The 23,496-nt window shown below is 63.0% G+C and carries 24 protein-coding genes; 12 read left to right on the forward strand and 12 right to left on the reverse strand.

Features of this window, described 5'->3' with window-relative positions; all coding sequences use genetic code 11:
• Positions 1 to 10 precede the first annotated feature (10 nt).
• The 4 genes from G7Y51_RS04155 to G7Y51_RS04170 all read left to right on the forward strand — a co-directional run bounded on the left by G7Y51_RS04155 (position 11) and on the right by G7Y51_RS04170 (position 3,889).
• The gene (locus G7Y51_RS04155) at positions 11 to 1,189 is read left to right on the forward strand and encodes a DegT/DnrJ/EryC1/StrS family aminotransferase (protein ID WP_165175120.1); all 1,179 of its coding nucleotides are present in this window, start codon (positions 11 to 13) and stop codon (positions 1,187 to 1,189) included.
• A gap of 242 nt (positions 1,190 to 1,431) precedes the next feature.
• Complete coding sequence (locus tag G7Y51_RS04160) at positions 1,432 to 2,388, forward strand: glycosyltransferase family 2 protein (RefSeq protein ID WP_165175121.1); 957 nt, start codon at positions 1,432 to 1,434, stop codon at positions 2,386 to 2,388.
• Positions 2,385 to 2,918: a GtrA family protein gene (locus tag G7Y51_RS04165; RefSeq protein WP_165175122.1), complete on the forward strand. Its 534-nt coding sequence runs from the start codon at positions 2,385 to 2,387 to the stop codon at positions 2,916 to 2,918. The genes G7Y51_RS04160 and G7Y51_RS04165 overlap by 4 nt, the downstream gene beginning before the upstream one ends.
• Positions 2,915 to 3,889, forward strand: a complete 975-nt coding sequence (locus tag G7Y51_RS04170) for a glycosyltransferase (RefSeq protein ID WP_165175123.1) — start codon at positions 2,915 to 2,917, stop codon at positions 3,887 to 3,889. The genes G7Y51_RS04165 and G7Y51_RS04170 overlap by 4 nt, the downstream gene beginning before the upstream one ends.
• Positions 3,890 to 3,900: 11 nt before the next feature.
• On the opposite strand, the gene lepA is transcribed toward G7Y51_RS04170, so the two are convergent.
• A complete protein-coding gene (gene lepA / locus G7Y51_RS04175; RefSeq protein ID WP_165175124.1) occupies positions 3,901 to 5,706 on the reverse strand; it encodes a translation elongation factor 4 in 1,806 nt (601 codons plus the stop codon).
• 389 nt (positions 5,707 to 6,095) lie between these two features.
• Between lepA and G7Y51_RS04180 the strand changes: the two genes are divergently transcribed.
• A complete protein-coding gene (locus G7Y51_RS04180) occupies positions 6,096 to 6,473 on the forward strand; it encodes a helix-turn-helix domain-containing protein (RefSeq protein ID WP_165175125.1) in 378 nt (125 codons plus the stop codon).
• Between the two features lie 383 nt (positions 6,474 to 6,856).
• Here the strand turns inward: G7Y51_RS04180 and G7Y51_RS04185 are convergent, their stop codons facing one another.
• The 10 genes from G7Y51_RS04185 to G7Y51_RS04230 all read right to left on the reverse strand — a co-directional run bounded on the left by G7Y51_RS04185 (position 6,857) and on the right by G7Y51_RS04230 (position 14,966).
• Entirely contained in the window at positions 6,857 to 7,258 is a 402-nt protein-coding gene (locus G7Y51_RS04185) for a F0F1 ATP synthase subunit epsilon (protein WP_165175126.1), read from the reverse strand.
• A 163-nt stretch (positions 7,259 to 7,421) separates the two neighbouring features.
• Positions 7,422 to 8,843: a F0F1 ATP synthase subunit beta gene (gene atpD / locus G7Y51_RS04190; RefSeq protein WP_165175127.1), complete on the reverse strand. Its 1,422-nt coding sequence runs from the start codon at positions 8,841 to 8,843 to the stop codon at positions 7,422 to 7,424.
• Between the two features lie 10 nt (positions 8,844 to 8,853).
• Complete coding sequence (locus G7Y51_RS04195; protein WP_165175128.1) at positions 8,854 to 9,738, reverse strand: F0F1 ATP synthase subunit gamma; 885 nt, start codon at positions 9,736 to 9,738, stop codon at positions 8,854 to 8,856.
• A gap of 24 nt (positions 9,739 to 9,762) precedes the next feature.
• Positions 9,763 to 11,271 (reverse strand): F0F1 ATP synthase subunit alpha, encoded by a 1,509-nt coding sequence (gene atpA, locus G7Y51_RS04200; protein ID WP_165175129.1) that lies wholly within the window; start codon positions 11,269 to 11,271, stop codon positions 9,763 to 9,765.
• A gap of 3 nt (positions 11,272 to 11,274) precedes the next feature.
• Positions 11,275 to 11,826, reverse strand: a complete 552-nt coding sequence (gene atpH, locus G7Y51_RS04205; protein ID WP_165175130.1) for an ATP synthase F1 subunit delta — start codon at positions 11,824 to 11,826, stop codon at positions 11,275 to 11,277.
• The gene (locus G7Y51_RS04210; protein WP_165175131.1) at positions 11,823 to 12,398 is read right to left on the reverse strand and encodes an ATP synthase F0 subunit B; all 576 of its coding nucleotides are present in this window, start codon (positions 12,396 to 12,398) and stop codon (positions 11,823 to 11,825) included. The genes atpH and G7Y51_RS04210 overlap by 4 nt, the downstream gene beginning before the upstream one ends.
• A gap of 111 nt (positions 12,399 to 12,509) precedes the next feature.
• Positions 12,510 to 12,929: an ATP synthase F0 subunit B gene (locus tag G7Y51_RS04215; protein WP_165175132.1), complete on the reverse strand. Its 420-nt coding sequence runs from the start codon at positions 12,927 to 12,929 to the stop codon at positions 12,510 to 12,512.
• A 175-nt stretch (positions 12,930 to 13,104) separates the two neighbouring features.
• Positions 13,105 to 13,275 (reverse strand): glycosyltransferase, encoded by a 171-nt coding sequence (locus G7Y51_RS13535; protein WP_206214240.1) that lies wholly within the window; start codon positions 13,273 to 13,275, stop codon positions 13,105 to 13,107.
• Between the two features lie 12 nt (positions 13,276 to 13,287).
• Entirely contained in the window at positions 13,288 to 13,875 is a 588-nt protein-coding gene (aroL, locus tag G7Y51_RS04225; protein WP_165175133.1) for a shikimate kinase AroL, read from the reverse strand.
• A 17-nt stretch (positions 13,876 to 13,892) separates the two neighbouring features.
• Positions 13,893 to 14,966, reverse strand: a complete 1,074-nt coding sequence (locus G7Y51_RS04230; protein ID WP_165175134.1) for an aminopeptidase P family protein — start codon at positions 14,964 to 14,966, stop codon at positions 13,893 to 13,895.
• 322 nt (positions 14,967 to 15,288) lie between these two features.
• Here G7Y51_RS04230 and G7Y51_RS04235 point away from each other — a divergent pair, with 322 nt between their 5' ends.
• The 7 genes from G7Y51_RS04235 to G7Y51_RS04265 all read left to right on the forward strand — a co-directional run bounded on the left by G7Y51_RS04235 (position 15,289) and on the right by G7Y51_RS04265 (position 22,844).
• Positions 15,289 to 16,098, forward strand: a complete 810-nt coding sequence (locus tag G7Y51_RS04235; RefSeq protein WP_165175135.1) for a dihydroorotate dehydrogenase electron transfer subunit — start codon at positions 15,289 to 15,291, stop codon at positions 16,096 to 16,098.
• A 138-nt stretch (positions 16,099 to 16,236) separates the two neighbouring features.
• On the forward strand, positions 16,237 to 17,160 hold the full coding sequence (locus G7Y51_RS04240) for a dihydroorotate dehydrogenase (RefSeq protein ID WP_165175136.1): 924 nt from the start codon (positions 16,237 to 16,239) through the stop codon (positions 17,158 to 17,160).
• A gap of 96 nt (positions 17,161 to 17,256) precedes the next feature.
• A complete protein-coding gene (locus G7Y51_RS04245) occupies positions 17,257 to 18,387 on the forward strand; it encodes a hypothetical protein (protein WP_165175137.1) in 1,131 nt (376 codons plus the stop codon).
• Positions 18,384 to 19,478: an NAD(P)-dependent oxidoreductase gene (locus tag G7Y51_RS04250; RefSeq protein WP_165175138.1), complete on the forward strand. Its 1,095-nt coding sequence runs from the start codon at positions 18,384 to 18,386 to the stop codon at positions 19,476 to 19,478. Before G7Y51_RS04245 ends, G7Y51_RS04250 begins: the two co-directional genes overlap by 4 nt.
• Complete coding sequence (locus G7Y51_RS04255) at positions 19,475 to 21,487, forward strand: ATP-binding cassette domain-containing protein (protein ID WP_165175139.1); 2,013 nt, start codon at positions 19,475 to 19,477, stop codon at positions 21,485 to 21,487. Before G7Y51_RS04250 ends, G7Y51_RS04255 begins: the two co-directional genes overlap by 4 nt.
• A gap of 95 nt (positions 21,488 to 21,582) precedes the next feature.
• Positions 21,583 to 21,993: a (deoxy)nucleoside triphosphate pyrophosphohydrolase gene (locus G7Y51_RS04260; RefSeq protein WP_165175140.1), complete on the forward strand. Its 411-nt coding sequence runs from the start codon at positions 21,583 to 21,585 to the stop codon at positions 21,991 to 21,993.
• A gap of 14 nt (positions 21,994 to 22,007) precedes the next feature.
• The gene (locus tag G7Y51_RS04265; RefSeq protein ID WP_165175141.1) at positions 22,008 to 22,844 is read left to right on the forward strand and encodes a DNA adenine methylase; all 837 of its coding nucleotides are present in this window, start codon (positions 22,008 to 22,010) and stop codon (positions 22,842 to 22,844) included.
• Positions 22,845 to 22,873: 29 nt separating this feature from the next.
• On the opposite strand, the gene thiF is transcribed toward G7Y51_RS04265, so the two are convergent.
• A complete protein-coding gene (thiF, locus tag G7Y51_RS04270; protein ID WP_165175142.1) occupies positions 22,874 to 23,482 on the reverse strand; it encodes a sulfur carrier protein ThiS adenylyltransferase ThiF in 609 nt (202 codons plus the stop codon).
• Between the last annotated feature and the right edge of the window lie 14 nt (positions 23,483 to 23,496).

Genomic DNA, 23,496 nt, shown 5'->3' on the forward strand with positions numbered 1-23,496 from the left:
AGGAGGGATCATGGCCTTACGTCTTTCGCGTTCCATACTCGGAGAAGCCGAGGCCGCAGCCGTCAGCCGGGTCATCCTGGAAGACGGATATCTGGGCATGGGCAATGAAACGCGCCTGTTTGAAGAGGAGCTGGCCGCCTATCTCGGCGTGGAGCCTGCGCAGATTATCAGCGTCAATACGGGCACCGCTGCCCTGCATCTTGCCGTGGATGCCGTGGCGGCCCAAAGTCGGGCCACGGGCGGCGCTGCCGAGGTGCTTGTGCCCTCCCTGACCTTTGTGGCCTCCTTTCAGGCCGTTACGGCGGCGGGCTGCGTGCCTGTGGCCTGCGACGTGCTGCCTGAAACCGGCACGCTGGACCTCAAAGACGCTGAAAAACGCCTTACCTCCCGCACCATTGCCGTGATGCCCGTGGATTACGCCGGCAATCCCTGGCATCTGAACGAGGTTCACGACTTTGCCCGGCGCAAGGGCCTGCGCGTGGTGGAAGACGCCGCGCATGCGTTTGGCGGCAGGCATCACGGCCGCAAGATCGGCAGCTTTGGGGATATGGTCTGCTTCAGCTTTGACGGGATTAAAAACATCACCTCTGGCGAAGGCGGCTGCCTGGTGGCCTTTGACGCCGAGGCCGCGCGCCTGGCCTCGGACGCGCGCCTGCTTTCCGTGGCGGATGACGCGCGGCAACGTTTTGCCGGAAGCCGCTCCTGGGATCCGGATGTGAAACGCCAGGGCTGGCGCTACCATATGAGCAATATCATGGCCGCCATCGGCAGGGTGCAGCTTTCCCGTCTGGAAAGCGAGTTCATTCCGGCCCGGCGCAGGCTCGCAGCCCTGTACGGCGAGCGCCTGGGCGAGCTTGCGGCCAGGGGGGCCGGTCTGGCCCTGCTGCGGACCGATCCCGATGATTTTATCGTGCCCCACATCCTGCCGGTGCGCATCCTGGGCGGCCGCAAGGATGCGGTCAAGGCGGCGCTGGCCGGGGAGGGCATCCCCACGGGCGTGCATTACAAGCCCAATCATTTGTTGAGCTTTTTTGGGGCCGGAGCGCTGCGTTTGCCCGTGGCCGAACAGTTGTACGCGGAGCTGGTGACCCTGCCGCTGCATCCCGGCCTGAGTTTGCAGGATGTGGAAAACATCTGCGCCGCGCTCGGGCGGGCCTTGCAGGCCGCGGATGGCGGAAATGCACGCTGACCACGTTTTTTTGAAAGCTCCGCTGTTCCAGAGGCGCGGCCGGACTGCCGCCCCTGCGGATCGCGCCGCGTCTGCCGGGCTGGATGTTTTCAGCCGCGCCGGCCCGCAAGGGCGTCTCTGTGGCCGCGGCGACACCGGGGCAACAGAGTTGCGACGCGCGCCACGTTCGCGGGCAGAACATGCGGCACAACCTGGCCTGCTCTGTGCGCCTCGCCTGCCGTTTTGCCATGAAGGAGCCTGAAATGCCTTCCCGCCCCGCCCCTCTGCTGGTTCTGGTCGTCCCCTGCTACAATGAGGAGGAAACTCTGCCCCGCACCCTGGATGCGCTGGCCGGGCTGTTGTCGCGCTGCAAGGCTGAAGGCCTGATCCGGCCTGAAAGTTACGCCCTGTATGTGGACGACGGCAGCCGCGATGCCACCTGGCAGTTGCTTGCGGCCCGCCATGCCTGCGATCCGTACTGCCGGGGCATCAGCTTTGCGGCCAACGCCGGGCATCAGAACGCTGTCTGGGCGGGCATGGACACGGCCCGCCAGTGGGGCGCGGACTGCATCATCAGTCTGGATGCCGATTTGCAGGACGACATCAACGCCATTCCCGAAATGCTGGCGCGCTACGCGGAAGGCGCGGACATTGTCTACGGCGTGCGCAAGGATCGCAGCACGGATACGGCCTTCAAACGCGGCACGGCGCATTTTTTTTACCGCCTCATGGGCTGGCTGAACGTGCGGCTTATTCCGGATCACGCGGACTATCGCCTGGCGTCCCGGCCTGTGCTGGAGGCCTTGCGGGGTTTTGAGGAGCAGACGCTTTTTTTGCGCGGCCTGTTTCCCACCTTGGGCTTCAAAACCGAAAAAGTCTATTATTCGCGGCTCTCGCGTCAGGCAGGCGAAAGCAAGTACCCGCTGCTGAAAATGCTTTCCTTCGCCTGGCGGGGCATCACTTCCTGCAGCGCCGCGCCCCTGCGTCTGGCGGGCTTCATGAGCCTGGCCTGCATGATCACGGCCCTGATTTACAGTCTGGTTTCTCTGTACGAGCATCTTCAGGGCGAAACCATTCCGGGCTGGACCTCGCTGATCATCGTGGTTCTGCTGCTGGGCGCGGTGCAGTTGTTCTGTCTGGCTCTGATGGGCGAGTACATTGCCAGGATCTTCACCGAAGTGCGCCGCAGGCCGCGCTATATTGTGGAAAAGACCCTATGAGCGGCAACGGCCTCCGAGTTGTGGGCTGGGGCGATCTGCTGGCCCTTGTGCAAAACCTGCTGGCCCGCCGCTGGATACGTTTCGGCCTGGTGGGCGGAGTGGCGACCCTCAGCTATGCCCTGCTGGGCCTGTTGTTTGTGAACGTCTGGGGTCTGCCGGTGCTGGCGGGCAACGCCTTGGCCTATGTGATCAGCTTTTTCGTCTCCTATTGGGGGCAGAGCGCCTGGACCTTCCGGGCCAAAAGCGGGCACAAAAGCATGTTGCCGCGTTTCGCGGCCACTCAGGCCCTGGGTCTGGGGCTCAATTCCGCGATTATCTGGCTGCTCACCGGCCTGGGGCTTTCCTATGAGCTGGCCATGCCCGTGGCCGTGGTCCTGGTGCCGGTGATTGTCTATCTGCTCTGCAAGTACTGGGTCTTCCGTCAGGTCCGGGATGCGGGCACAAAGGAGGCGCGGCCGGGCAGCGCCTGCGGGCCGTCGGCCAGTGCCGGATCTGGAGCGCCGCCGCAAGACAAAGGGGCCAGGCCATGACGCGTCCCGCCGTATCCGTGATTATGAATTGCCTGAACAGCGCCAGGGATCTGCGCGCGGCTCTGGACAGCCTCATGGCGCAGACCCTTGAGGATTTTGAAGTCATTTTCTGGGACAACGGCTCCACGGACCAGAGCGCGGCCATTGCCCAAAGCTACGGCGCGCGGCTGCGCTATTTCCGGGGCGCGGTCACCGTGCCGCTGGGCGCGGCGCGCAATCTGGCCCTGGCCCAGGCGCGGGGCCGCTATCTGGCTTTTCTGGATTGTGACGATCTCTGGCGCCCGCAAAAGCTGGAAAAGCAGACGGCCTTGTTTGAGGCCAATCCCCGTGTGGGCCTGGTCTGCACGGACACGGAAATATTCGACGGCAGGCGCGTGCTCAAGCGCCTTTTCGCGGAAGCCGCTCCGGTCCGGGGCAGCGTGTTCGGCCAGCTTATGGAACGCCAGTGGATTTCCATGTCTTCAGCCGTGATCCGGCGCGAGGCCCTGGCCGGCCTGGCCTCTGACGGCTGCCCGCCCGGAGAGGGGCGCAACGGCGGCTGGTTTGACGAAAGCCTCACTGTCTGCGAAGAGGCCGACGTTTTTTACCGCATTGCCCATGATTGGGAACTGGACTTTGTGGATCAGCCGCTCACGCTCTGGCGCGTGCATGGGGCCAATACCACATTTCGCAAATTCGGCCGGTTCGCGGACGAAACCCTGCGTATTCTGGACAAGCATTGTCGTCTGTACCCCGGCTATGCGCAGGAACATGCGGATCTTGTGGCCCTGCTCAGCCGGCGGGCCGCCTTTCAAAAGGCCGTGGCCCTTTGGCGCGAAGGGCGCAATGCGGAAGCCCGCGCAGCCATCGGCCCGTGGCGGAATTTCTCGCGCAAGTACCGCCTGTTCTGGTGGGCCAGCTTTCTGCCGGGCTGCCTTTTTGACGTGGCCGCGCGCGTCTACTTTGCCCTGCCCGCGGGGCTGCGCCGCTAGAGGAATTTCTTCTATTCGTCCCCGGCCTTGAGCGCGGCCAGAAAGGCTTCCTGCGGCAATTCCACATTGCCCATGCGCTTCATGCGTTTTTTGCCTTCCTTCTGTTTTTCCAGCAGCTTGCGCTTGCGGGTAATGTCGCCCCCATAACATTTGGCAGTCACATCCTTGCGAAAGGCGGAAACTGTCTCACGGGCAATGATTTTCTGGCCGATGGCCGCCTGGATGGCCACCTGAAAGAGTTGGCGGGGAATGGTGCGCTTGAGTCTGAGGGCCAGGGAGCGGCCGCAGGCATAGGCCTTGTCGCGGTGCACGATGACGGCCAGGGCGTCCACGGGCTCCCCGTTGAGCATGATGTCCAGGCGCACGAGATCAGAGGCGCGGTAATCAATGGGCTGGTAGTCCATGGAGGCATAGCCGCGCGTGGCGGATTTGAGGCGGTCGAAAAAGTCGTAGACGATCTCGGCAAAGGGCATTTCATAGGTCACCACTACCCGGTTGGCGGCCAGATAGTGCAGATTTTTCTGCGTGCCGCGCTTTTCCTCGCAGAGCTTCATGACATTGCCGACATACTCGTTGGGCACATGGATATCCATGCTGACATAAGGCTCGTACAGGGCGCGGATCCTGGTCGGATCCGGCAGATGACTGGGATTGTCGATTTCAAGGCTTTTGCCTTCCACGGTATCCACCTTGTAGACCACCGAGGGCGCTGTGGCGATCAGGCCTACCTCGAACTCGCGTTCCAGGCGCTCCTGGATGATTTCCATGTGCAGCAGGCCCAAAAAACCGCAACGGAAACCAAAGCCAAGCGCCTGGGAAGTTTCCGGCTCAAAGCTGAAGGCCGCGTCATTGAGCTGGAGTTTTTCCAGCGCGGTCTTGAGATTTTCGTACTCGTCAGACTCGGTTGGATACAGCCCGCAGAAAACCATGGGCTTCACTTCCTTGAAACCGGGAACCGCTTCCGTGGCCGGCTTGTCGGCCAGGGTGATGGTGTCGCCCACGCGCGCGTCGCCCAATTCCTTGATGGAGCCGCACAAGAAGCCCACTTCACCGGCGGCGAGTTGACGCACATCCGTGGCCTCGGGCGCAAACACGCCCAGGCGCAGCACTTCATATTCCTTGCCGGTGCTCATCAGCCGGATACGCGCATTGAGGCGCACCGTACCGTCCATGACCCGGAAAAGCACGACCACGCCCTGATAACTGTCATACCAGGAGTCGAAAATCAGGGCCTTGAGCGGCGCGGCCGGGTCGCCTTCGGGCGCGGGCAGCCGCTGCACAATGGCTTCCAGCACCGCGTCCACGCCCATGCCGGTCTTGGCCGACACGGCCAGGGCCTCGGAACAGTCCAGGCCGATGCTTTCCTCAATCTCCGCCTTGACCCGTTCCACGTCCGCGCTGGGCAGATCGATCTTGTTCAGCACCGGCACGATTTCGTGATCGTGATCCAGGGCCAGATAGACGTTGGCCAGGGTCTGCGCCTCCACGCCCTGGGTTGCGTCAACCACCAGCAGCGCGCCTTCACAGGCCGCCAGGGAGCGTGAGACTTCATAGTTGAAGTCCACATGGCCGGGCGTGTCGATCAGGTTGAGCTGATAGGTTCTGCCGTCAGCCGCGGTGTACGGAATACGCACGGTCTGCGCCTTGATGGTGATGCCGCGTTCCCGCTCCAGATCCATTTTGTCCAGATACTGCTGGCGGGCCTCGCGCGCGCTGACCACCCGGGTCAGTTCCAGAATACGGTCGGCCAGGGTTGACTTGCCGTGATCAATATGGGCAATGATGCAAAAGTTGCGGATATGATCCTGTGTGGGCATGGCTTGTCCTGAAAAGGCTGCATAGTGTGAAAAAAAGACATGGTAGGCGAAAACAGCGCCAACGTCCACGGCAGGAGCCCTGCCCGGCCGGGGCGGCAGCATACGCTGCGGCAGCCCTGCACCATGCGCCGTCTGTTCTTGATCCTCACTCTCTCTTCAGGCATAGTGCCCTCAGGTGCTAGCAACACCTTTCCCTGGGCGGAACCGCCGCCGACACGCGCGGGGTCGTACTTGCTCTGGCAAGCGCGACCGCCTCTCTGCGTATGCTGTCGGGAGTGCGGTGAATACAACACCTCGCAAGAGGGAATAAACCTGCCGTCCTGGGGCGGTTGCTAGCTCCCGGCAATTGCTTGTTGCGCGATTGCCCATCAGCAACGCCGGAGAGCAAAATGACCGAGATTCCCCTGCCGTACGGCACCCCGCCGGAAACGGATTTTGACGCGCAGTACCGCCGCCTGCTGGCGGCAGCCGGTTGTGCCACGCAGATGGAACTGGCCGATTTTCTTGAGATCAGGCACTCGGCCGTGGCCGATGCCAGACGCCGCAAACTGATTCCGTCCGACTGGCTGCTGATCCTGCTTGACAAGAAAGGAATCAACCCGGACTGGATCCGCCTGGGCAAAGGCGGGATGCTGCTGGAGCCGGGCGCGGCAGGCGCGGCCAATCCGGCCGGGTTCATGATGACGGAAAGCCGGCCCGTTGGGGCGTACAGTACGGATGAACTGCTGGCCGAGCTGGCGCGCCGCATTCTGAAAAATGTAGGCTGAGAGCGGCCTGAGAGGCTGTCTTTCCATGGGTATGCCGTCTTTCGTCGGAACCGGGTCCGGGAGCTGCGCGGATAAAGGCAGTATGACCAAGCTCCGCGTGAGTCGATCAAGGGTAATGCAGAAAGAGGCAACACACGGGCGTGCCATAGCCGGAAGGCCTTGCACATCCGGCACTGTCTATGTTTGCCGTGCGCATTGGCGCCGGCTCCCGCCGGGGCGGCATAAAGCCACAGTGCCGGATTGCTTTGCGACGACATGGGGCGCCTGGTGAGTTTCACAGCGCTCCTGCCGTGCAGGTGTCGGCGTCACGCAGGGCAGGAAAGCGCGAAAAAAGAGCCGGAAGCAGGGCTTCCGGCTCTCCGTGCGTTTGTTCTCCGGCGCGGTCAGCCTAACTGGGCAATCTGCAGACGCACAATCGCTCTCTGCAGCGCGGCCTCGGCCCGTGCCTGATCAATACTGTCGTCATGCGCGGCAAGCCGTTTCTCGGCCCGTTCCCTGGCGGCCTGGGCCCGTGCGGCATCAATGTCTCTGGCCAGTTCCGCGGATTCGGCAAGCACAGTCAGCACATCGTTGTTCACATCGGCAAAGCCGCCGGAAATGAAGACGTTTTCATCCTTGCCGTTGGCCCGGTAACGCAGATCGCCGGTTTTCAGGGCCGAGAGCATGGAGACGTGCTGCGGCAGCACGCCGAATTCGCCTTCCACGCCGGGGCAGACAACCATTTCCACCTCGGCGCTGACCACGGTTTTGTCCGGCGTCACCACTTCCAGTTGCAGCGTGCCCATATCAACTCCTTACGCTCCTGATGTCCCGGAGCTACGATTCCGGTACGGCTCACACAGTGAACATTTTTTGTGGTCGGCAGGGCAAGCGGCGCGGCCCGGCGAGTTGGCCCTCTCATGACCGGGCCGGGCCGCGTGAAGCCGCCGACGGCAAAAAGATTGAATGTCAGTTTGCTTCCTGCAGCTTGCGCTGCTCGTACTTGGCCACAGCCTGTTCAATGCTGCCGAGCATGTAAAAGTCACTCTCGGCCAGTTGATCATATTCGCCATCCAAAATGCCCTTGAAGCCCTTGATGGTGTCTTCCAGCTTCACATACTGGCCGGGCGTGCCCGTAAAGGTTTCGGCCACATGGAACGGCTGGGAGAGGAAGCGCTGGATGCGCCGGGCGCGGGCCACGGTGAGCTTGTCTTCGTCCGAAAGCTCGTCCATGCCCAGGATGGCAATGATGTCCTGCAATTCTTTGTACTTCTGCAATACCATCTGCACCCGCCGCGCCACGCTGTAATGCTCTTCGCCCACCACGTTGGGGTCAAGGATGCGCGACGTGGAGTCCAGGGGGTCCACGGCCGGGTAGATGCCCAACTCCGCGATCTGGCGGGAAAGCACCAGGGTGCCGTCCAGATGCGAGAAGGTCGTGGCCGGGGCCGGGTCGGTCAGGTCGTCGGCAGGCACATACACCGCCTGCACCGAGGTGATCGAGCCCGCATTGGTGGAGGTGATGCGCTCTTGCAACGCGCCGAGGTCCGTGCCCAGGGTGGGCTGATAGCCCACGGCCGAAGGCATGCGGCCGAGCAGGGCCGACACTTCCGAACCGGCCTGGGTGAAGCGGAAGATATTGTCGATGAACAGCAGCACGTCCTGATGTTCCTCGTCGCGGAAGTACTCGGCGCAGGCCAGGGCGGTGAGGGCCACGCGCGCGCGGGCTCCCGGCGGCTCGTTCATCTGGCCGTAGACAAGCGTGGCGCGCTCCAGCACCCCGGCTTCCTTCAGCTCATTGTACAAATCGTTGCCTTCGCGAGTGCGCTCGCCCACGCCCGCAAAGACCGAGGAGCCGCCGTGCTGCTTGGCGATATTGTTGATCATTTCCATGAGGATGACGGTCTTGCCCACGCCTGCGCCGCCGAAGAGGCCCATCTTGCCGCCCTTGGGGAAGGGCACGAGCAGATCCACCACCTTGATGCCGGTTTCCAGAAGCTCGACCTTGGTGTTCTGATCCGTGAACTGTGGCGCGGGGCGGTGGATGGGATAGTATTTTTCGGCATTGATCGGGCCCAATTCATCCACCGGGCGGCCGATGACGTTCAGGATGCGGCCCACGGCGGCCTTGCCCACGGGGACCATAATGGGCTGGCCCGTGTCCACGACCTCCATGCCGCGCACCAGGCCTTCGGTGGCGTCCATGGCAATGGTGCGGACCACGTTGTCGCCCAGATGCTGCGCCACTTCACAGATCAGATCCGGAGCGTCGCTGTTGTTCGGGTTTTTTATCTCCAGGGCGGTGAAGATATTCGGCAGGTTGCCGTCGCTGAACTCAACGTCCACCACGGCGCCGATAACCTGAACGACTTTACCGATGTTTTTGCTCATGTTTGGCTCCTTAACCGTTCAGCGCTTCCGCGCCGCCGACGATGTCGATGAGTTCGCTGGTGATGGAGGCCTGCCGCGTCTTGTTGTAGAGCAGGGTCAGCATGCTGATCATCTCGTTGCAATTGCGCGTGGCGTTGTCCATGGCGGCCATGCGCGCCGCATGCTCGCTGGCCGAGGTGTCCAGAAGGCCGCGGTAGACCTGCACCTTGACGTAGCGGGGCAGGAGCTCGGCCAGAAGTCTGTCTTCCTGCGGCTCATAGACATATTCGCAACGCGCTGCGCCGGCTTCTTCAGCAATCTCTTCGGCCTCGGGCGTTTTCAGCGGCAGCAGGCAGAGAGCGCGCGGCGGCTGCTGGCCCATGGACACGAATTCGCCGTAAACCAGCCAGACCTCGTCAAAGGCCAGGCTTTCATAGCCGTGGATGACCTCCTGGCCCACGGAGCTGGCCAGAGCGAAATCAATGCTGCCCATGCGGTCGCCATAGGAGGTGAGCATTGCATAGTCGCTCTTGCTCACGGCGTCACGTCCCTTGCGGCCCACACAGGCAAAGCTGACCTTCATGCCCGCCTGTGTCTTTTCCTGCGCGAGCTTCAGGGCGGCGCTGATGATGCTGCCGTTGAAGCTGCCGCACAAGCCGCGATCCGAGGTGACCATAACAATGGCGCAGTTTTTCTTTTCCTCATGTTCGGCCAGCAGAGGATGGGCGTTGCCCTCCACCTTGCGCGACAGCTCGGCGAGCACCTGCCGGTATTTGGCCGCGTATGGTCTGAAGCGCTCTATGCGGGCCTGCGCGCCGCGCAGCTTGGCCGAGGCCACCATGTTCATGGCCTTGGTGATCTGCTTGGTCTTGCCGACCCCCACGATCTTCATTTTTACGTCTTTGAGTGAAGGCATGCTTGTCTCCCGGAATTTGCGGCCTTAGGCCTGCCAGCCCTGCTTGAAGGCGGCGATGGCTTCGGTGAGCGCGCTTTCCACAGCCTCGTCAATGACTTTCTTTTCTTTGATGGCGTCCAGCACGTCCTTTCTGGTATCACGCATAAAGGTCAGCATTTCGCTTTCAAAGCGGCGGATCTGCTCCACGGGCACGTCGTCCATATGGCCGCGCGTGGCCGCGAAGATGGAAGCCACCTGCTCCTGGGCGGGCATGGGCTGATACTGGGGCTGCTTGAGCAGCTCCACCAGGCGCGCGCCGCGATCCAGCTTGGCCTTGGTGGCCTTGTCCAGATCCGAGCCGAACTGGGCGAAAGCCGCCAGTTCGCGGTACTGGGCAAGATCCAGACGCATGGTGCCCGCCACCTGCTTCATGGCCTTGATCTGGGCCGCGCCGCCCACGCGGGACACGGAAAGGCCCACGTTAATGGCCGGGCGCACGCCCGCATTGAACAGGTTCGGCTCCAGATAGACCTGACCGTCGGTGATCGAAATCACGTTGGTGGGGATGTACGCGGAGACGTCGCCGGCCTGCGTCTCAATGATCGGCAGAGCCGTCAGCGAACCCGCGCCAAGGCTGTCGTTGACTTTGGCCGCGCGTTCCAGCAGGCGCGAGTGCAGATAAAAGACGTCGCCGGGGAAAGCTTCGCGTCCGGGCGGGCGGCGGAGCAGCAGGGACATCTGGCGGTAGGCCACGGCCTGCTTGGAAAGGTCGTCGTAGATGATCAGGGCGTGCTTGCCGCTGTTGCGGTAGTACTCGGCCATGGTGCAACCGGTGTACGCCGCGATGTACTGCAAAGGCGCGGGGTCGGAAGCCGTGGCCGAAATAATCGTGGTGTATTCCAGGGCTCCGTATTTGCGCAGCACGTCGGCCACCAGGGCCACAGAGGCTTTTTTCTGGCCGATGGCCACATAGAAGCAGTGGATGTCCGTCTCTTTCTGAGCGAGAATGGCATCAAGACAGACCGCGGTTTTGCCGGTCTGCCGGTCGCCGATGATCAGCTCACGCTGGCCGCGGCCGATGGGCGTCATGGCGTCGATGGCCTTCAGGCCCGTGGGCATGGGCTCATGCACGCTCTTGCGCGCGATGATGCCCGGAGCCTTGATTTCCACGGGGCGCATTTCCGTGGATTCAATGGGGCCGAGACCGTCGATGGGCTCGCCCAGAGGGTTGAGCACGCGGCCCATGACCTTGTCGCCCACGGGCACGGAGAAGATCTTGCCGGTGCGCTTGACCGGATCGCCCTCCTTGATGCCCACGTCCGAACCGAGCAGCGCCACGCCCACGTTGTCCTCTTCGAGGTTGAGCACCATGCCCATGACGCCGCCGGGAAATTCCAGCAATTCCATGGACATGGAGTTCTGCACGCCGTAGACGCGGGCGATGCCGTCGCCGACATAGAGCACGGTGCCGGTTTCGCTCATCTCCACGCGCTGTTCGTAATTCTGGATTTGATCCTCAATGATCTTGCTTATCTCTTCGGCTTTAATCTGCATGTGCTATACACCCCTCTTGAATGTCTCCCGAAGAATCCCCAATTGCGCGCGCAGACTTGCGTCCAGCACCCGATCTCCCATTTTGAGCACCATTCCCCCCAATATGGAGCCATCCACCGCAAAGGTCAGCTCAATGCCCGCGCCGCTTTTTTCTTCCAGCGCGGCTTTGAGCGCGGCCTGTTTTTTGGGGGTGAGCTCCACGGCCGTGATCAGCTGCCCGCGGATCACGCCCCTGGCTTCATCCAGCAGCTTGCCGTACCAGGCGGTGATGTCGCGCAAAAAGCCCAGCCGTTCTTTGTCGGCCAGCAAAAAACAGAAATTGCGCACTGTCCGGTCGGCATCCAGTTTGTCCAGCAGCTTGCCGAGCACCGCCTTTTTTTCCTCCACGCTGATCACCGGGCTTTTCAGGGTCATGTCCAGCCCAGGCGCGGCGGCAAGCATTCCGCCCAGGGCAGCGAGGCAATCCCCGTGCCGGGTGAGGGCGTCGTCCCCGTCCTTTCGGCTCAACGCGAATATGGCGTTGGCATACCTGCGTGCAACCACAGTGTCAGTCAATGGAGCACCACCTTGTTGAGGGAGTTGGCGATAAGTTTTTCGTGATCCGCGGGCTTCAGCTTTTCGCGCAGCGCTTTTTCGGCCGCGTCCACGATTTCATCGGCAATGACGGCGCGCACTTCGGCCAGCACGGAGCGGCCTTCGTTTTCAGCGGCGAGCCTGGCCTGTTCCACAATCTGTTCGGCCTGCCGCCGGGCTTCGGCCACGATGCCCTGTTTGAGATTTTCGGCCTGAGTCCGGCTTTCTTCCAGAATGGCCTGGCGCTCCTCATCAAGGCGGGCAATGCGCGCTTCCACCGCGGCCAGATGCTCTTTGGCCCTGGCGCGGCGTTCTTCCAGATCGTCCAGGCTCTGCCGGATTAACTGGCGACGCCCCTTGAAAAAGCGTTTGGCCAGCCCGCCGATGAAATACCAGAGGATGCCGGCGAAAATCACGAAGTTGAGCACTCTCCAGCCGAAGTCGCCCCAGCGCGGCGCCTCATGCCCCGCTTCCGCGGCAACGGCCTGCGCGGCAACGGCGGCAATGACCAGAGCCAGCGGCAGGATAAGCCCAAAATGTTTCCAACTGCTCAAAGCCCACCCCCTCTCTGAGAAAGAATCCAAAGTGCGACAGTGCCGTGCAGCGGCGCAACAGCCCCATGCCCGTCAACGCGGGGCAGCGGCGCAACGCCGCGGGAAAACGGGTCAGTTTTTGATCAGGCGATCGGCCAGGCGGGCAGAGAAATTGCTCACCTGGTTGCGCAATTCGCGTAACGAGGCTTCGGCCTGACCATGCAAGGCGTCGCGTGTTTCGGCCAGAATCTCGCGGGCGTTTTTCTGCGCCTCGCCCACGATATTCTGCTGCTCGGCCGTGCCGAGCGCGCGGCCTTCTTCGCGGGCCAGCCCGGCGTCCTGGCGGGCGCGGGCCAGCGCGGCCTCGTAATTGGCAAGACGCTCGGCGGCCCGTGCCTCAAAGGAGTCGGCCTCGCCGGCCATGTCGTCCATGATGCCGTTGCGTTTTTTGATGATCGTGCGGATGGGACGGATCAGGAGGATGTTGAGCACAAAGAGAGCAATGAAGAAATTCACCAACTGAAAGACCAGGGTGATGTTGAGATCCAGCATGCCGCATCCTCCCGTGAATGGCGGAGTGAAGGAGTAACTACGTTAAGCCCTTGCACCATAGCGCCGAGGCGCGATTCTGTCAAAGGGTATTGGTGACAAATTTCGCAAACTTTACAAAAATTTCTGCCTGAATCATGTCCGGAAAAGAGGAAAAATTCTGTAAAATTTTATTAAATCAAATGGTTATATAAATTTTGAAAAGTGGAGGATGTCCGGCCTTTGCCAGCCAGTGCGCCGCTTCTTCGGCCGCGCAACGCTGGGCGAAGAGGCTGCGCAGGGCCGCTTCCAGCGTTGCCGCGGCATTGCGAACCGGCAGGAGTACGGAGATCAGGGGCGGATCCGGCATGACGGCAGCGGGTCAACGCCAGTGGCCCTGATCCGGCGAATGGCGGCGCGCAAGGCGCAGCAGGCGCAGGACCTGGGCGCAGATTTCTTCGGGCCGGGCCGTGGCATCAAGGGTATAGTGGGCCGCGTCTTCGTACAGGGGCTGGCGCTCGGCCAGAATCCGCGCCGCCTCCTCGGTGGGCGCAAGGCCTGTGAGCGAGGGCCGCTGCGCCGCCTGGGGATCTGCGCTCAGGCGCGCGGCCAGGGCCTGGGCCGGAGCCGCCAGATAGAAGACCGTGCCCTGCTCGCGCATGAAACGCCGGTTTTCCGCAGCCAGGACCATGCCGCCGCCCGTGGCGATCACTGCGCCGCGCGGGGCCGATGAGGTTTGCGGGGCCGAGGCTGCATAGCGCGCGGCCAATTCTCGCAGAGCGGCGCTTTCGCGGGCCCGGAAGCCCTTCCACCCCTCGGCCGCCACCACTTCGGCCACGGAAAGGCCCAGGCTCTCGCGCAGATGCAGATCCGTATCCGCGAAAGGACAGCCGAGCGTTGCGGCCAGTGCCCGACCCACCGTGGTTTTTCCCGCGGCGCGGGGACCCACCAGAAAAATCGTCCCTGACATCGCCCCTGATTCCTGCATCACAATATCCTTACGCCGTCCTCTTCCACCAGCACGGTATATTCCCAGCGCACGCCGCCCCACTGCGGATAGTAGAGACCGGGCTCCACCGTGACCGTCATGCCCGGCTCAAGCACGCCTTCGGCGCGCGGGGAAAGGCTGGGGGCTTCGTGCGTCTCCAGGCCCACCCCGTGGCCAAGCCCGTGGGTAAAGGCTTTTTCCTCCCCGGCCCGTTCAAAGACCGCGCGGGCCAGGGCATAGGCCTGGCGCAGCGGCAGGCCGGGCCGCATGGCAGCAAGCGCCGCTTCCTGGGCCTCGCGTACCAGGGCGAACGCGCGCTCGAAGTGGGGCGCGGGCCTGTCCCCCACCCAGAAGGTGCGGGTCTGATCCGAACAGTAGTCGTCAACCCGGCAGCCCACGTCAATGAGCACCGGGCAGTTCTCCGTAATCCGATCCCGGCCCGGCACGGCATGGGGCAGGGCCGCGTTTTTGCCCACGGCCACGATATTGGCAAAAGCCAGTTCCGACGCCCCGTTTTCCCGGAAAAAACGTTCCACCTCCCAACTCAGTTCCGCTTCGCTGCGGCCCGGCGTCAGTTCGCCCTGCACCCATTCCAGGAGCTTGTGATTGAGCGCGAAGGATTTTTCCAGGGCAGCCACTTCCAAAGGGTCTTTGATCAGGCGCAGCTTTTCGGTCAGGCCGTCAGCCGCCTCCCAGAAAAGGCCCGGCCCGGCGGCTGCCAGTTCGCGGGCAAAGGCAAGGCTGACGCCGTCGGCCTCCAGGCCCACGCGGCTGCCGCAGCGCCGCAAAAGGCCGTGCAGATCCCTGGCGCCGCTGCCGTTATAAATGAAAATGCGCTCCTTGTCCCAGAGGCGGGCCGCGGCGTCCAGGTAGCGGGCGTCCGTGGCCAGCCAGTCCCGGCCGTCGGCCGTGATGACCAGCCTCCCGGCGCTTTCGTTGCATTGCGGATCATGCAGTTCAAAGCCCGAAAGATAAAAGCGGTTGGCGGCCCGGCTGATCAAGAGGGCATCCAGACCTCTGGCGCGCATGGCCCGGCGCAATTTTTCACGCCGCGCGGCGAAAAGTTCCTTCACGGCAGACCTCCTGCGTGCTTATGGCGACGCTTCCCTGTTCTCTGCGCAACGTCCGGCGCGGCCGCGTCGGCAGGCCGCCGCTCAGCCGCGGCGCACATGCTACAGTGTTGCGGCCCGCATGAAAAGGCCCGGTTAGAGTATTTTGCCAATGAAAGTAGCTAAACGATCTTGCAGTGAGAATCCATATCTGCAGCGAAAGTACTGCTAAATTTACTTACATAGTTATGCGCCGGAGCGAGCGTTTCAAAAGCAATATGCTCTCCTGAGATGCGTCGGCTCTTCCCCGGTTGACCGGCCAGGCAACTCTCTCTATAATACGGATATGTCTCAGCCACGTTCCTGCCGGCTCACAGTGCTGGATCTGGTGCCTTTCGGCCAGACCGGCCAGGAAAGCCGCTTCTTTGCCCTGCGCCTGACCCATCCCCAATGGGAGAGCTGGCGTCCGGGCCAGTTCGTCATGCTCCGCCCCACGTCCTTCGGCCTGGAAATTCCCTGGGCCCGGCCTCTGGGCATCTGTCACATGACCACCCGGCACCTGATCTGCTTTTTTCAGGTTCAGGGCAAGGGCACCCGGCGCATGGCCGCGCTCAAGGCAGGCGACACGGTACAGGCCTGGGGCCCTCTGGGCAACGGTTTTGCCGTGGAGCCGGACACGCCCACCCTGCTGCTGGCGGGGGGAATGGGTATTGTGCCCTTTGTGGGCTACGTCAACGAGCATCCCAAGCCCTGGAATGTGACCATGCTTTTCGGCCACCGCGAGCCCATCAGTTGTTACCCGGTGGACAGCATCAACGAGCATGTGCCCCTGGACAGCCTGAGGGAACATACGCCCGGCGATCTGGACAACTTCATTTTTTCGCTGCAGGAGCGGATGCGCGAATATGCGGAGCAGAAAGGTCTGGTGCTGGCCTGCGGGCCCCTGCCCTTTCTGCGCACCGTGCACAAATTCGCCAGGGAACTGAATGTGCGCACCCAGCTTTCGCTTGAAAACCGCATGGCCTGCGGCGTGGGAGCCTGCCTGGGCTGCGTGGTCAGAACAACGCAGGCCTGGCCCGTGCCCTCCAGGCGCGGGGGGCTGGTCCAGACCTGCAATCAGGGGCCTGTGTTCTGGGCCGAACATATTGAATTGTAAAAAGCGTCTTTTGCCGCCCGGACGGCCCGCAGGCCTTTGCGGTTCAGGGCTCCGGGCGCCGGCCCTGTCCCGCAGGGGCTTCTTTTTCGCCGGGGAACAGAATTCATCTTTTTACACCAGCCGGATGGTCAGGACAGCATGGATCTTTCCGTCACCCTCAAAGGGCAATCCCGCGATCTCAGGTTAAAAAATCCGGTGCTCACAGCATCGGGTACCTTCGGCTACGGCCTGGAATTCGCATCCTACGGGGATTTGGCAAGCCTGGGCGGCATTGTGGTCAAGGGCCTCTCGCTCAAGCCGCGCGAGGGCAACCCTTGCCCGCGCATTGTGGAAACCACGGCGGGCATGCTCAATGCCGTGGGTTTGCAAAACGACGGGGTAGAGGCCTTCTGCCGGGAAAAGCTGCCCAATCTGCCCTGGCGGGATGTGCCGATCATCGCCAATATCTATGCCGCGTCCCCGGAGGAATTCGGGGAACTGGCCGCCCGGCTTGAAGCCGAGGAAGGCGTGGCCGCTCTGGAGATCAATGTTTCCTGCCCCAATGTGAAGCAGGGCGGGGTGCTCTTCGGTCAGGATCCCAAGCTGGCCGCGGCTGTGACCGCGGCGGTGCGCAAGGCCGCGCCGCGCAGCCATGTGATGGTCAAGCTTTCCCCCAACGTGACGGACATCGCGCTCATGGCGCGCAGCGTCGAGGATGCGGGCGCGGACAGCATTTCGTGCATCAATACGCTTTTGGGCCTGGCCGTGGATTTGAAAAACCGTCGTCCGGCCCTGGCCAATGTGCTGGGGGGGCTTTCCGGCCCGGCCATCAAGCCCGTGGCCCTGCGCTGCGTCTGGCAGGTGGCGCGGGCCGTCAAGATTCCGGTCGTGGGCGTGGGCGGCATCGTCAGCGCGGAAGACGTGCTGGAGTTTATTCTGGCGGGCGCGCACGCCGTGCAGGTGGGCACAGGCAATTTCATGCGGCCGGATTGCGCCTTTGCCCTGGCGGCCGAACTGCCCGCAGCCTGCGAGCGGCTCGGCATCCAACGTCTTGAGGATCTGCGCGGGACTCTGGCGGTGTAACGCTCCTGCGCAGCGCGGCAGGGCAAAAGCCCATGCGCCGCCCGCGTTTTCGGCTTGCCTTCCTTGCTCTGCAACCCAAAAATACATTTTCAGAACATGCCCGTTACGATTATTCCGGCGCGCTCCGAGCAGGAGCTGAGCAGTTTTGTGGATCTGCCCTGGCTGATCCACGCGGACGAGCCCCTCTGGGTGCCGCCCATCAAGAGCCAGGAGCGCGAATTGCTCACGCCGGGCGCGCACCCTTTCTGGGACACGGCCCGGCGCGAGCTTTTTCTGGCGCTGCGCGACGGCAGGCCCGTGGGCCGTATCGCGGCCATTGTGGACGAGAAATACAACGCCTATGCCGGCGAATCCTGCGGGGCATTCGGTTTTTTTGAATGCCAGAACGACCGGGAAGCGGCCCATGCCCTGCTCGACGCGGCGCGCCGCAAGCTGGCGCAGGAGGGCATGACCTTCATGCGCGGGCCGCTGAATCCCTCGGCCAATTACATTTGTGGCCTGCTGGTGCACGGCTTTGAGCTGCCGCCCGTGATCATGATGCCCTGGAATCCGCCGTATTACGCGGAACTGCTGGAAGGCTGGCATCTGCGCAAGGAGCAGGATCTTTTTGCCTATCTCATTGAGCGCGAGCGTTTTTGCCTGCCGGACTGGCTCAGTGCCGAAGTGGCCCGGCTGAAAGAGCAGGGTCGCTTTACCTGCCGGACTTCCAGCAAGGCCACTCTGGCACAGGATATCCGAATCATGCTCGACATCTACCGCTCATCCTGGGCCAAAAACTGGGGCTTCTCGCCGCTTTCCGAAGCCGAGGCAGAGCACCATGTCAAAGAGCTCAAGGGCGTGCTGGATCCGGAATTTTTCGTGCTCTTTTTTCACAACGGCCAACCGGCTGCCGGGATGGTCGCCCTGCCTGACATGAACCCGCTGCTCAAGCGCCTCAACGGCAAACTCGGCCTGAGCGCGCTCTGGCACTGGTGGCAGGCCCGCGCCGAGATACGCGGCGGCTACCGTATCATCCTCTTCGGGATTAAGGAGGAATTCCGGCTCATGGGTCTGCCCCTGCTGCTTTTGGACTTCATGCTTGAAAAGGCGCGCAGAAATCCTGATTTTCAATGGGTGGAAGGTTCCTGGGTGCTGGAGGACAATGTGGCGGTCAATGATCTGATCGAGGATTTTTCCGGCCGGATCACCAAACGCTACCGCATATACCGCAGGGAGATCAGCGCATGAGCGACGTTGGCCCGGCCCTTTTGTCGCGGCTGCCGCGGCTTGACGGCAAAAAAGTGCTGGTCACCGGCGGCACGGGTTTTGTGGGCCGCCACCTGCTGCCGCGCCTTGTGGATGCGGGCGCGCAGGTGACCTGCCTGACGCGGGCCTCCTCGCGCGCGGCGCATCTGCCTGCGGGCGTGCAAACTGTCCGTGGGGATCTGGGCAACGGCCAGGGGCTTGAGCAGGCTCTGGCCGGGCAGGATCTGGTCATCCACATGGCCGCCTTGCTCTTCGGCCTCTCCTGGCAGGATTTTTTGCGGGCCAACGCTCTGGCCGCGTTCACCCTGGCCGGGGCTCTGACCAGCCTGAAGGCCAGGGGCCAGGCCAGTCCCGGCCGTTTTGTGCTGGTCTCCAGCCTGGCTGCCGCCGGGCCCTCGGCCATGTCGCCGGGCGTCACGGAGGCAATGCCGCCCGCGCCGGTTTCAGCCTACGGCTGGTCCAAGTTGTTGAGCGAGCAGATTCTGGCCCGCGCTGTGGGAGAGCGGCTCGTGATCGTGCGGCCGCCGATCATCTATGGCTCCGGCGACAAGGGGCTGCTGCCGGTTTTCAGGGGCGTGCAAAAGGGCTGGGCAGTGAGCCCTGGCGCGTTTCGCGAATTTCCCGTTTCCGTGGTCCATGCGCGGGACATGGCCCAGGCCGTGCTGCGCTGCTGTGCTGATGCGGCGCGCGGCGTCTACTATGTGAACGACGGGGCCGAATACAGCATGGAGCAATTTTGCCGGGCCATGGGCGCGGCCCTGGGGCGCGGCGCGGATCCCGGAAAGGGCCGGGGAGTGCGCGTGATCCGCATGCCCCTGCCGATCATGGCTGTGACCGCGGCCGCCTCCACGGCCCTGGGGCTTGCCCGCCATGTTTTTCTGTCCCGCTTCAGGGGGAAAGCGCCGGATCGCGCCCCGGCCTGGAACCTGGACAAATACCGTGAGGCCCGCCAGCCGGGCTGGCTGTGCGACGCTTCCCGCATCCGGCGGGAACTGGGCTACGCGCCCGCCGTGAGTCTGGAACAGGGCATGGCCGAGGCCGTGCAGGGCTATCGCCGCGAGGGCTGGCTGTGAAGATTACCATTCAGGGATTGTCCAAATCCTTTGGCGGGCGCGACATTTTCAGCAATTTTTCGCTGGAGGTGGATTCCGGCGTGCGCTTGTGCGTCTGCGGGCCCAACGGCACGGGCAAATCCACCCTGCTGCGCCTGCTGGCCGGGGTGGAGGCTCCTGACGGCGGCCGCGTGATTCTGCCCAAAGGCTGCCGCCTGGGCTATGTGGAGCAGGAACTTTCCGAAGAAGCTCTGGACACGCCGCTGCTGCACTATGTGCTGGACGTGGTGCATGACTGGAATGACTTCTGGGCCGAGTGGGAACAAGCCGCGGCCCGCAGGGACGAAGCTCTGCTGACGCAGCTCATGCACCGCCAGGCCGAACTGGAGGCCATGTACGGCTACAATCCTGAGCACCGGGCCAAGGCCGTGCTGACGGGCCTGGGCTTTGCCGAGGACAAGTGGGAACGCCCCCTGCGCAGCCTTTCGGGCGGCTGGCGGGAACGGGCCAAACTGGCGCGCGTGCTCACGGCCGGGGCCGATGTGCTCTTGCTGGACGAGCCTACCAACCATCTGGACATGGAAGCCGTGGAATGGCTTGAGACTTTTTTGCTGGATTTCAAGGGCGCGCTGGTTTTTGTGGCCCATGACCGCCTGTTCATGGATACTGTGGGCAGTCATGTGCTGTATCTGGGCCTGTCCCGGCCTGTGTTCCGCAAGGCGACCTACACGCAGTTTCTGACCTTGCAGGAGGAATACAATGCCCAGCGCGAGCGCGAGGCCCGCGCCCTGCAGGACGAGCTGAACCGCAAAATGGCCTTTGTGGAGCGCTTCCGGGCCAAGGCCACCAAGGCCCGGCAGGCCGGATCGCGGCAGAAGATGGCCAAAAAGCTGGAAAAGGAGCTGGAGGACTACCGGCCCGAACCCAAACGCAAGGAACTCAGTTTTTCCTGGCCTGAGGCCCCGCACTCGGAAAAAATCGTGCTGGCCGTGGCTGATCTTGCCTTTCATTTCCCGGACGGCAAGACCATGTGGCCGCCCCTGACCTTCACGCTGTATCGCGGCCAGCGCGTGGCCCTGGTGGGTCATAACGGCTGCGGCAAGTCCACTCTGCTCAAGCTGCTGGCCGGGCAGCTGGAACGCTGCGGCGGCAATCTGGTCGCGGCTTCCCAGATGCGCCTGGGCTATTACACCCAGCACCAGATGGAAACCCTGCGCCCGGATACCACGGTGCTGGGCGAAATCCGCCGCCTTTCCGATCCGCGCACCACGGAAGAGGAGCTGATGAGCGTGCTCGGGCTCTTTCTGCTGGGTCAGGAGTATTTCGACCGCCAGGTCAGCGCCCTGTCCGGCGGCGAAAAAAGCCGCCTGGTGCTGGCCAGCCTGTTTTTGAAGCGCTGCAATTTTCTGCTTCTGGACGAGCCCACCAACCATCTGGATTTGGAAAGTCGCGAGGCCCTGGTGGCGGCCCTGCAAAAATTTACCGGCACGCTCCTGATGGTGGCGCATGACCGCTGGCTGCTCTCGCAGGTGGGAGCGGAAGCCTGGGAGCTGAACAGCGCCGGGCTGACCGCCTATGCGGATTTCAAGGCCTATGATGCGGCGCGCCGGGCGCAGCCGGTCGCGGACGGCGCGCACCCCGGCATGGCCGCCGCGCCGCAGGCGCACAAAGGCAAGCCTGGGGGCGCGGGCGCTGCCAAAACGACCGCGCCCGCGGTCCGGCCGCTTTCCCGCGAGGATCAGAAGCGCCTCAAGCGTCAGCAGGCGGAAAAACGCAATGCCCTGCACAAGGAGCTCAAGCCCCTGCAAAGCAGGTCCGCGGCCCTGGAGGAAGAACTGGCCCGCGTGCTGCAAGAACAGTCGGACGTGGAAGGCCAGCTGGCAGACCCGGCCGTCTATGCGGATCACAGCCGTTCCGGCGAACTGCTCAAGCGTTTTGAGGAATGCAAGCGCCGCGGCGAGGAGTTGCTGGAGGAAATGGCCGGGCTGGAAGAAAAGATCGCGGCCATCAAAGACAAGTGCGGCTTTTAGAGCGTTGCGCTGCTTTCATGAGCAAAATGCTCTGGCCCCACGCGGGATCTGCGGGCTGAAAACGGCAACGATTCGCTGCGGCGGCGGAGATCAGTATGCGGGATATTGAAGTGGCGGCCGGGATTATCTGGCGGAACGGGCGCTTTCTGGCGGCGCAGCGTCCCACGGACAAACCTTTGGAAGGCTATTGGGAGTTTCCCGGCGGCAAGCTGGAAGGCGGCGAGAGCCCGGCTGAGGCGCTTGCCCGTGAACTGGCCGAAGAGCTGGGCATTGGCGTGCGCAAGGCCGCATTCTGGCAAAGCCTGAGCCATAGCTATGCGGAGCGCGGCTTTCGGGTGCGCCTGCATTTTTTCCATGTCACGGCCTTTACGGGGGAGCCCTGCCCCGCGGAGGGCCAGAACCTGCGCTGGATCAGCCCTGCCGAGGCTGCTCACCTGCCTTTTTTGCCCGCGGACGCGGGAGTGCTGGCGCAGTTGCCGCCCCAGGGGCCGGGCACGACGGAATAACCGGAGCGCGGCGGATGGAAAAAAATGCCCTGGTGGCGCCGGTCGTGAAATGGGCCGGTGGAAAACGGCAACTGCTGGGCGTCTTGCAGCCTTTGCTGCCCCGGCGCATTACCTGCTATTGCGAGCCCTTTGTGGGCGGTGGGGCCCTGCTGTTCCGGCTGCAACCGTCCCGGGCAATCATCAATGACGTCAACAGCGAATTGATCGCCGTCTATGAAGTGATCCGGGATGCCGTTGAAGACCTGATCCTGACCTTGCAGGGGCACGCCAATGAAGAAGCGTATTTTTATGCGGTGCGCCATTGGGATCGTGATCCGCAAACATACGACGCAAAATCAAAAGTGGAAAAGGCCGCCAGACTTCTTTTTTTAAACAAAACCTGCTATAATGGGCTGTTCAGAGTCAATACCGCCGGTGAATTCAATACCCCCTTCGGGCGCTATAAAAACCCGGCCATTGTCAATGCGCCTGTGTTGCGCGCGGTAAGCGCCTATTTCCGGGCAGCGGAAATTTCCTTCTCGTCCCTGGACTATGCGGCCGTCCTTGAAGTTCTGCCTGACAGGAGTTTCGTCTACCTGGACCCTCCCTATGATCCCGTATCCACTTCCTCCAGGTTTACGGGCTACGCGCGGGGCGGCTTCAGCCGGCAAGAGCAGATCCGCCTGCGCGAGTGCTGCGATTGGCTGAACCGGCGCGGCATCAAATTTATGCTTTCCAATTCGGCCACGGCGTTCATCAGGGATTTATACAAAGACTATTCCGTGACCATCGTCCGCGCGAAACGCGCCCTGAATTCCGTTGCCGCGCGGCGTGGCCTGGTGGATGAGGTGGTGGTGCGCAATTATGCTTAGGTGGCAGATCGCGCGCGGCCTGATCGGCGTCAAAGGGGATCGCCCAAGATAAATTCCAGCACTGCGTCGGCCAGCAGGGCCGCGGCCTGGGTGACGCGCGGGGCCAGGGGCGGGGCTGTCAGCACGTCCGTGCTGAAATCCCCCACCAGCGTCAATGGTCCCAGGCGGCGTTTTTGCATGGCCGGACCGCCGTAGCCGCCCATACCCGATGCGCTGGCCACCCGGCGTCCGCTCAGGAGGGCCCGCTCCACGAGCATGGTTTTGGCTTCCGGATCGTCCAGGGCCTCCAGCCAGATGGGGCAGGCCGGCAGAATTTCCGGCAGATTGTCGGGGGTCAGGCGCAGTTGGCGCGTGTCCAGCCGCATGTCCGGATTGAGCTCCCGCAGCAGATCGGCCAGGGCTTCGACCTTGGGTCTGCCCAGATGCCGCGGCCAGTAGTGCTGACGGTTCAGGTTGGAGGGCTCCACCACGTCGTCGTCCGCCAGCAGCAGATGCTCCACGCCGCAACGCGCCAGCATGAGCGCCGCGTTGGAGCCCAGACCGCCCGCTCCGGCCACGCCCACGCGCGCGGCTTGCAGCAGGGCCAGTTGTTCAGGCCTGAAATAGCGCCTCAGACCCTGGCGCAAACTGTTGCCCACGCGCGCTTTCCTCC

Origin of the sequence: Desulfovibrio sp. ZJ369, assembly GCF_011039085.1 — a bacterium.
Lineage (GTDB): Bacteria > Desulfobacterota > Desulfovibrionia > Desulfovibrionales > Desulfovibrionaceae > Desulfovibrio.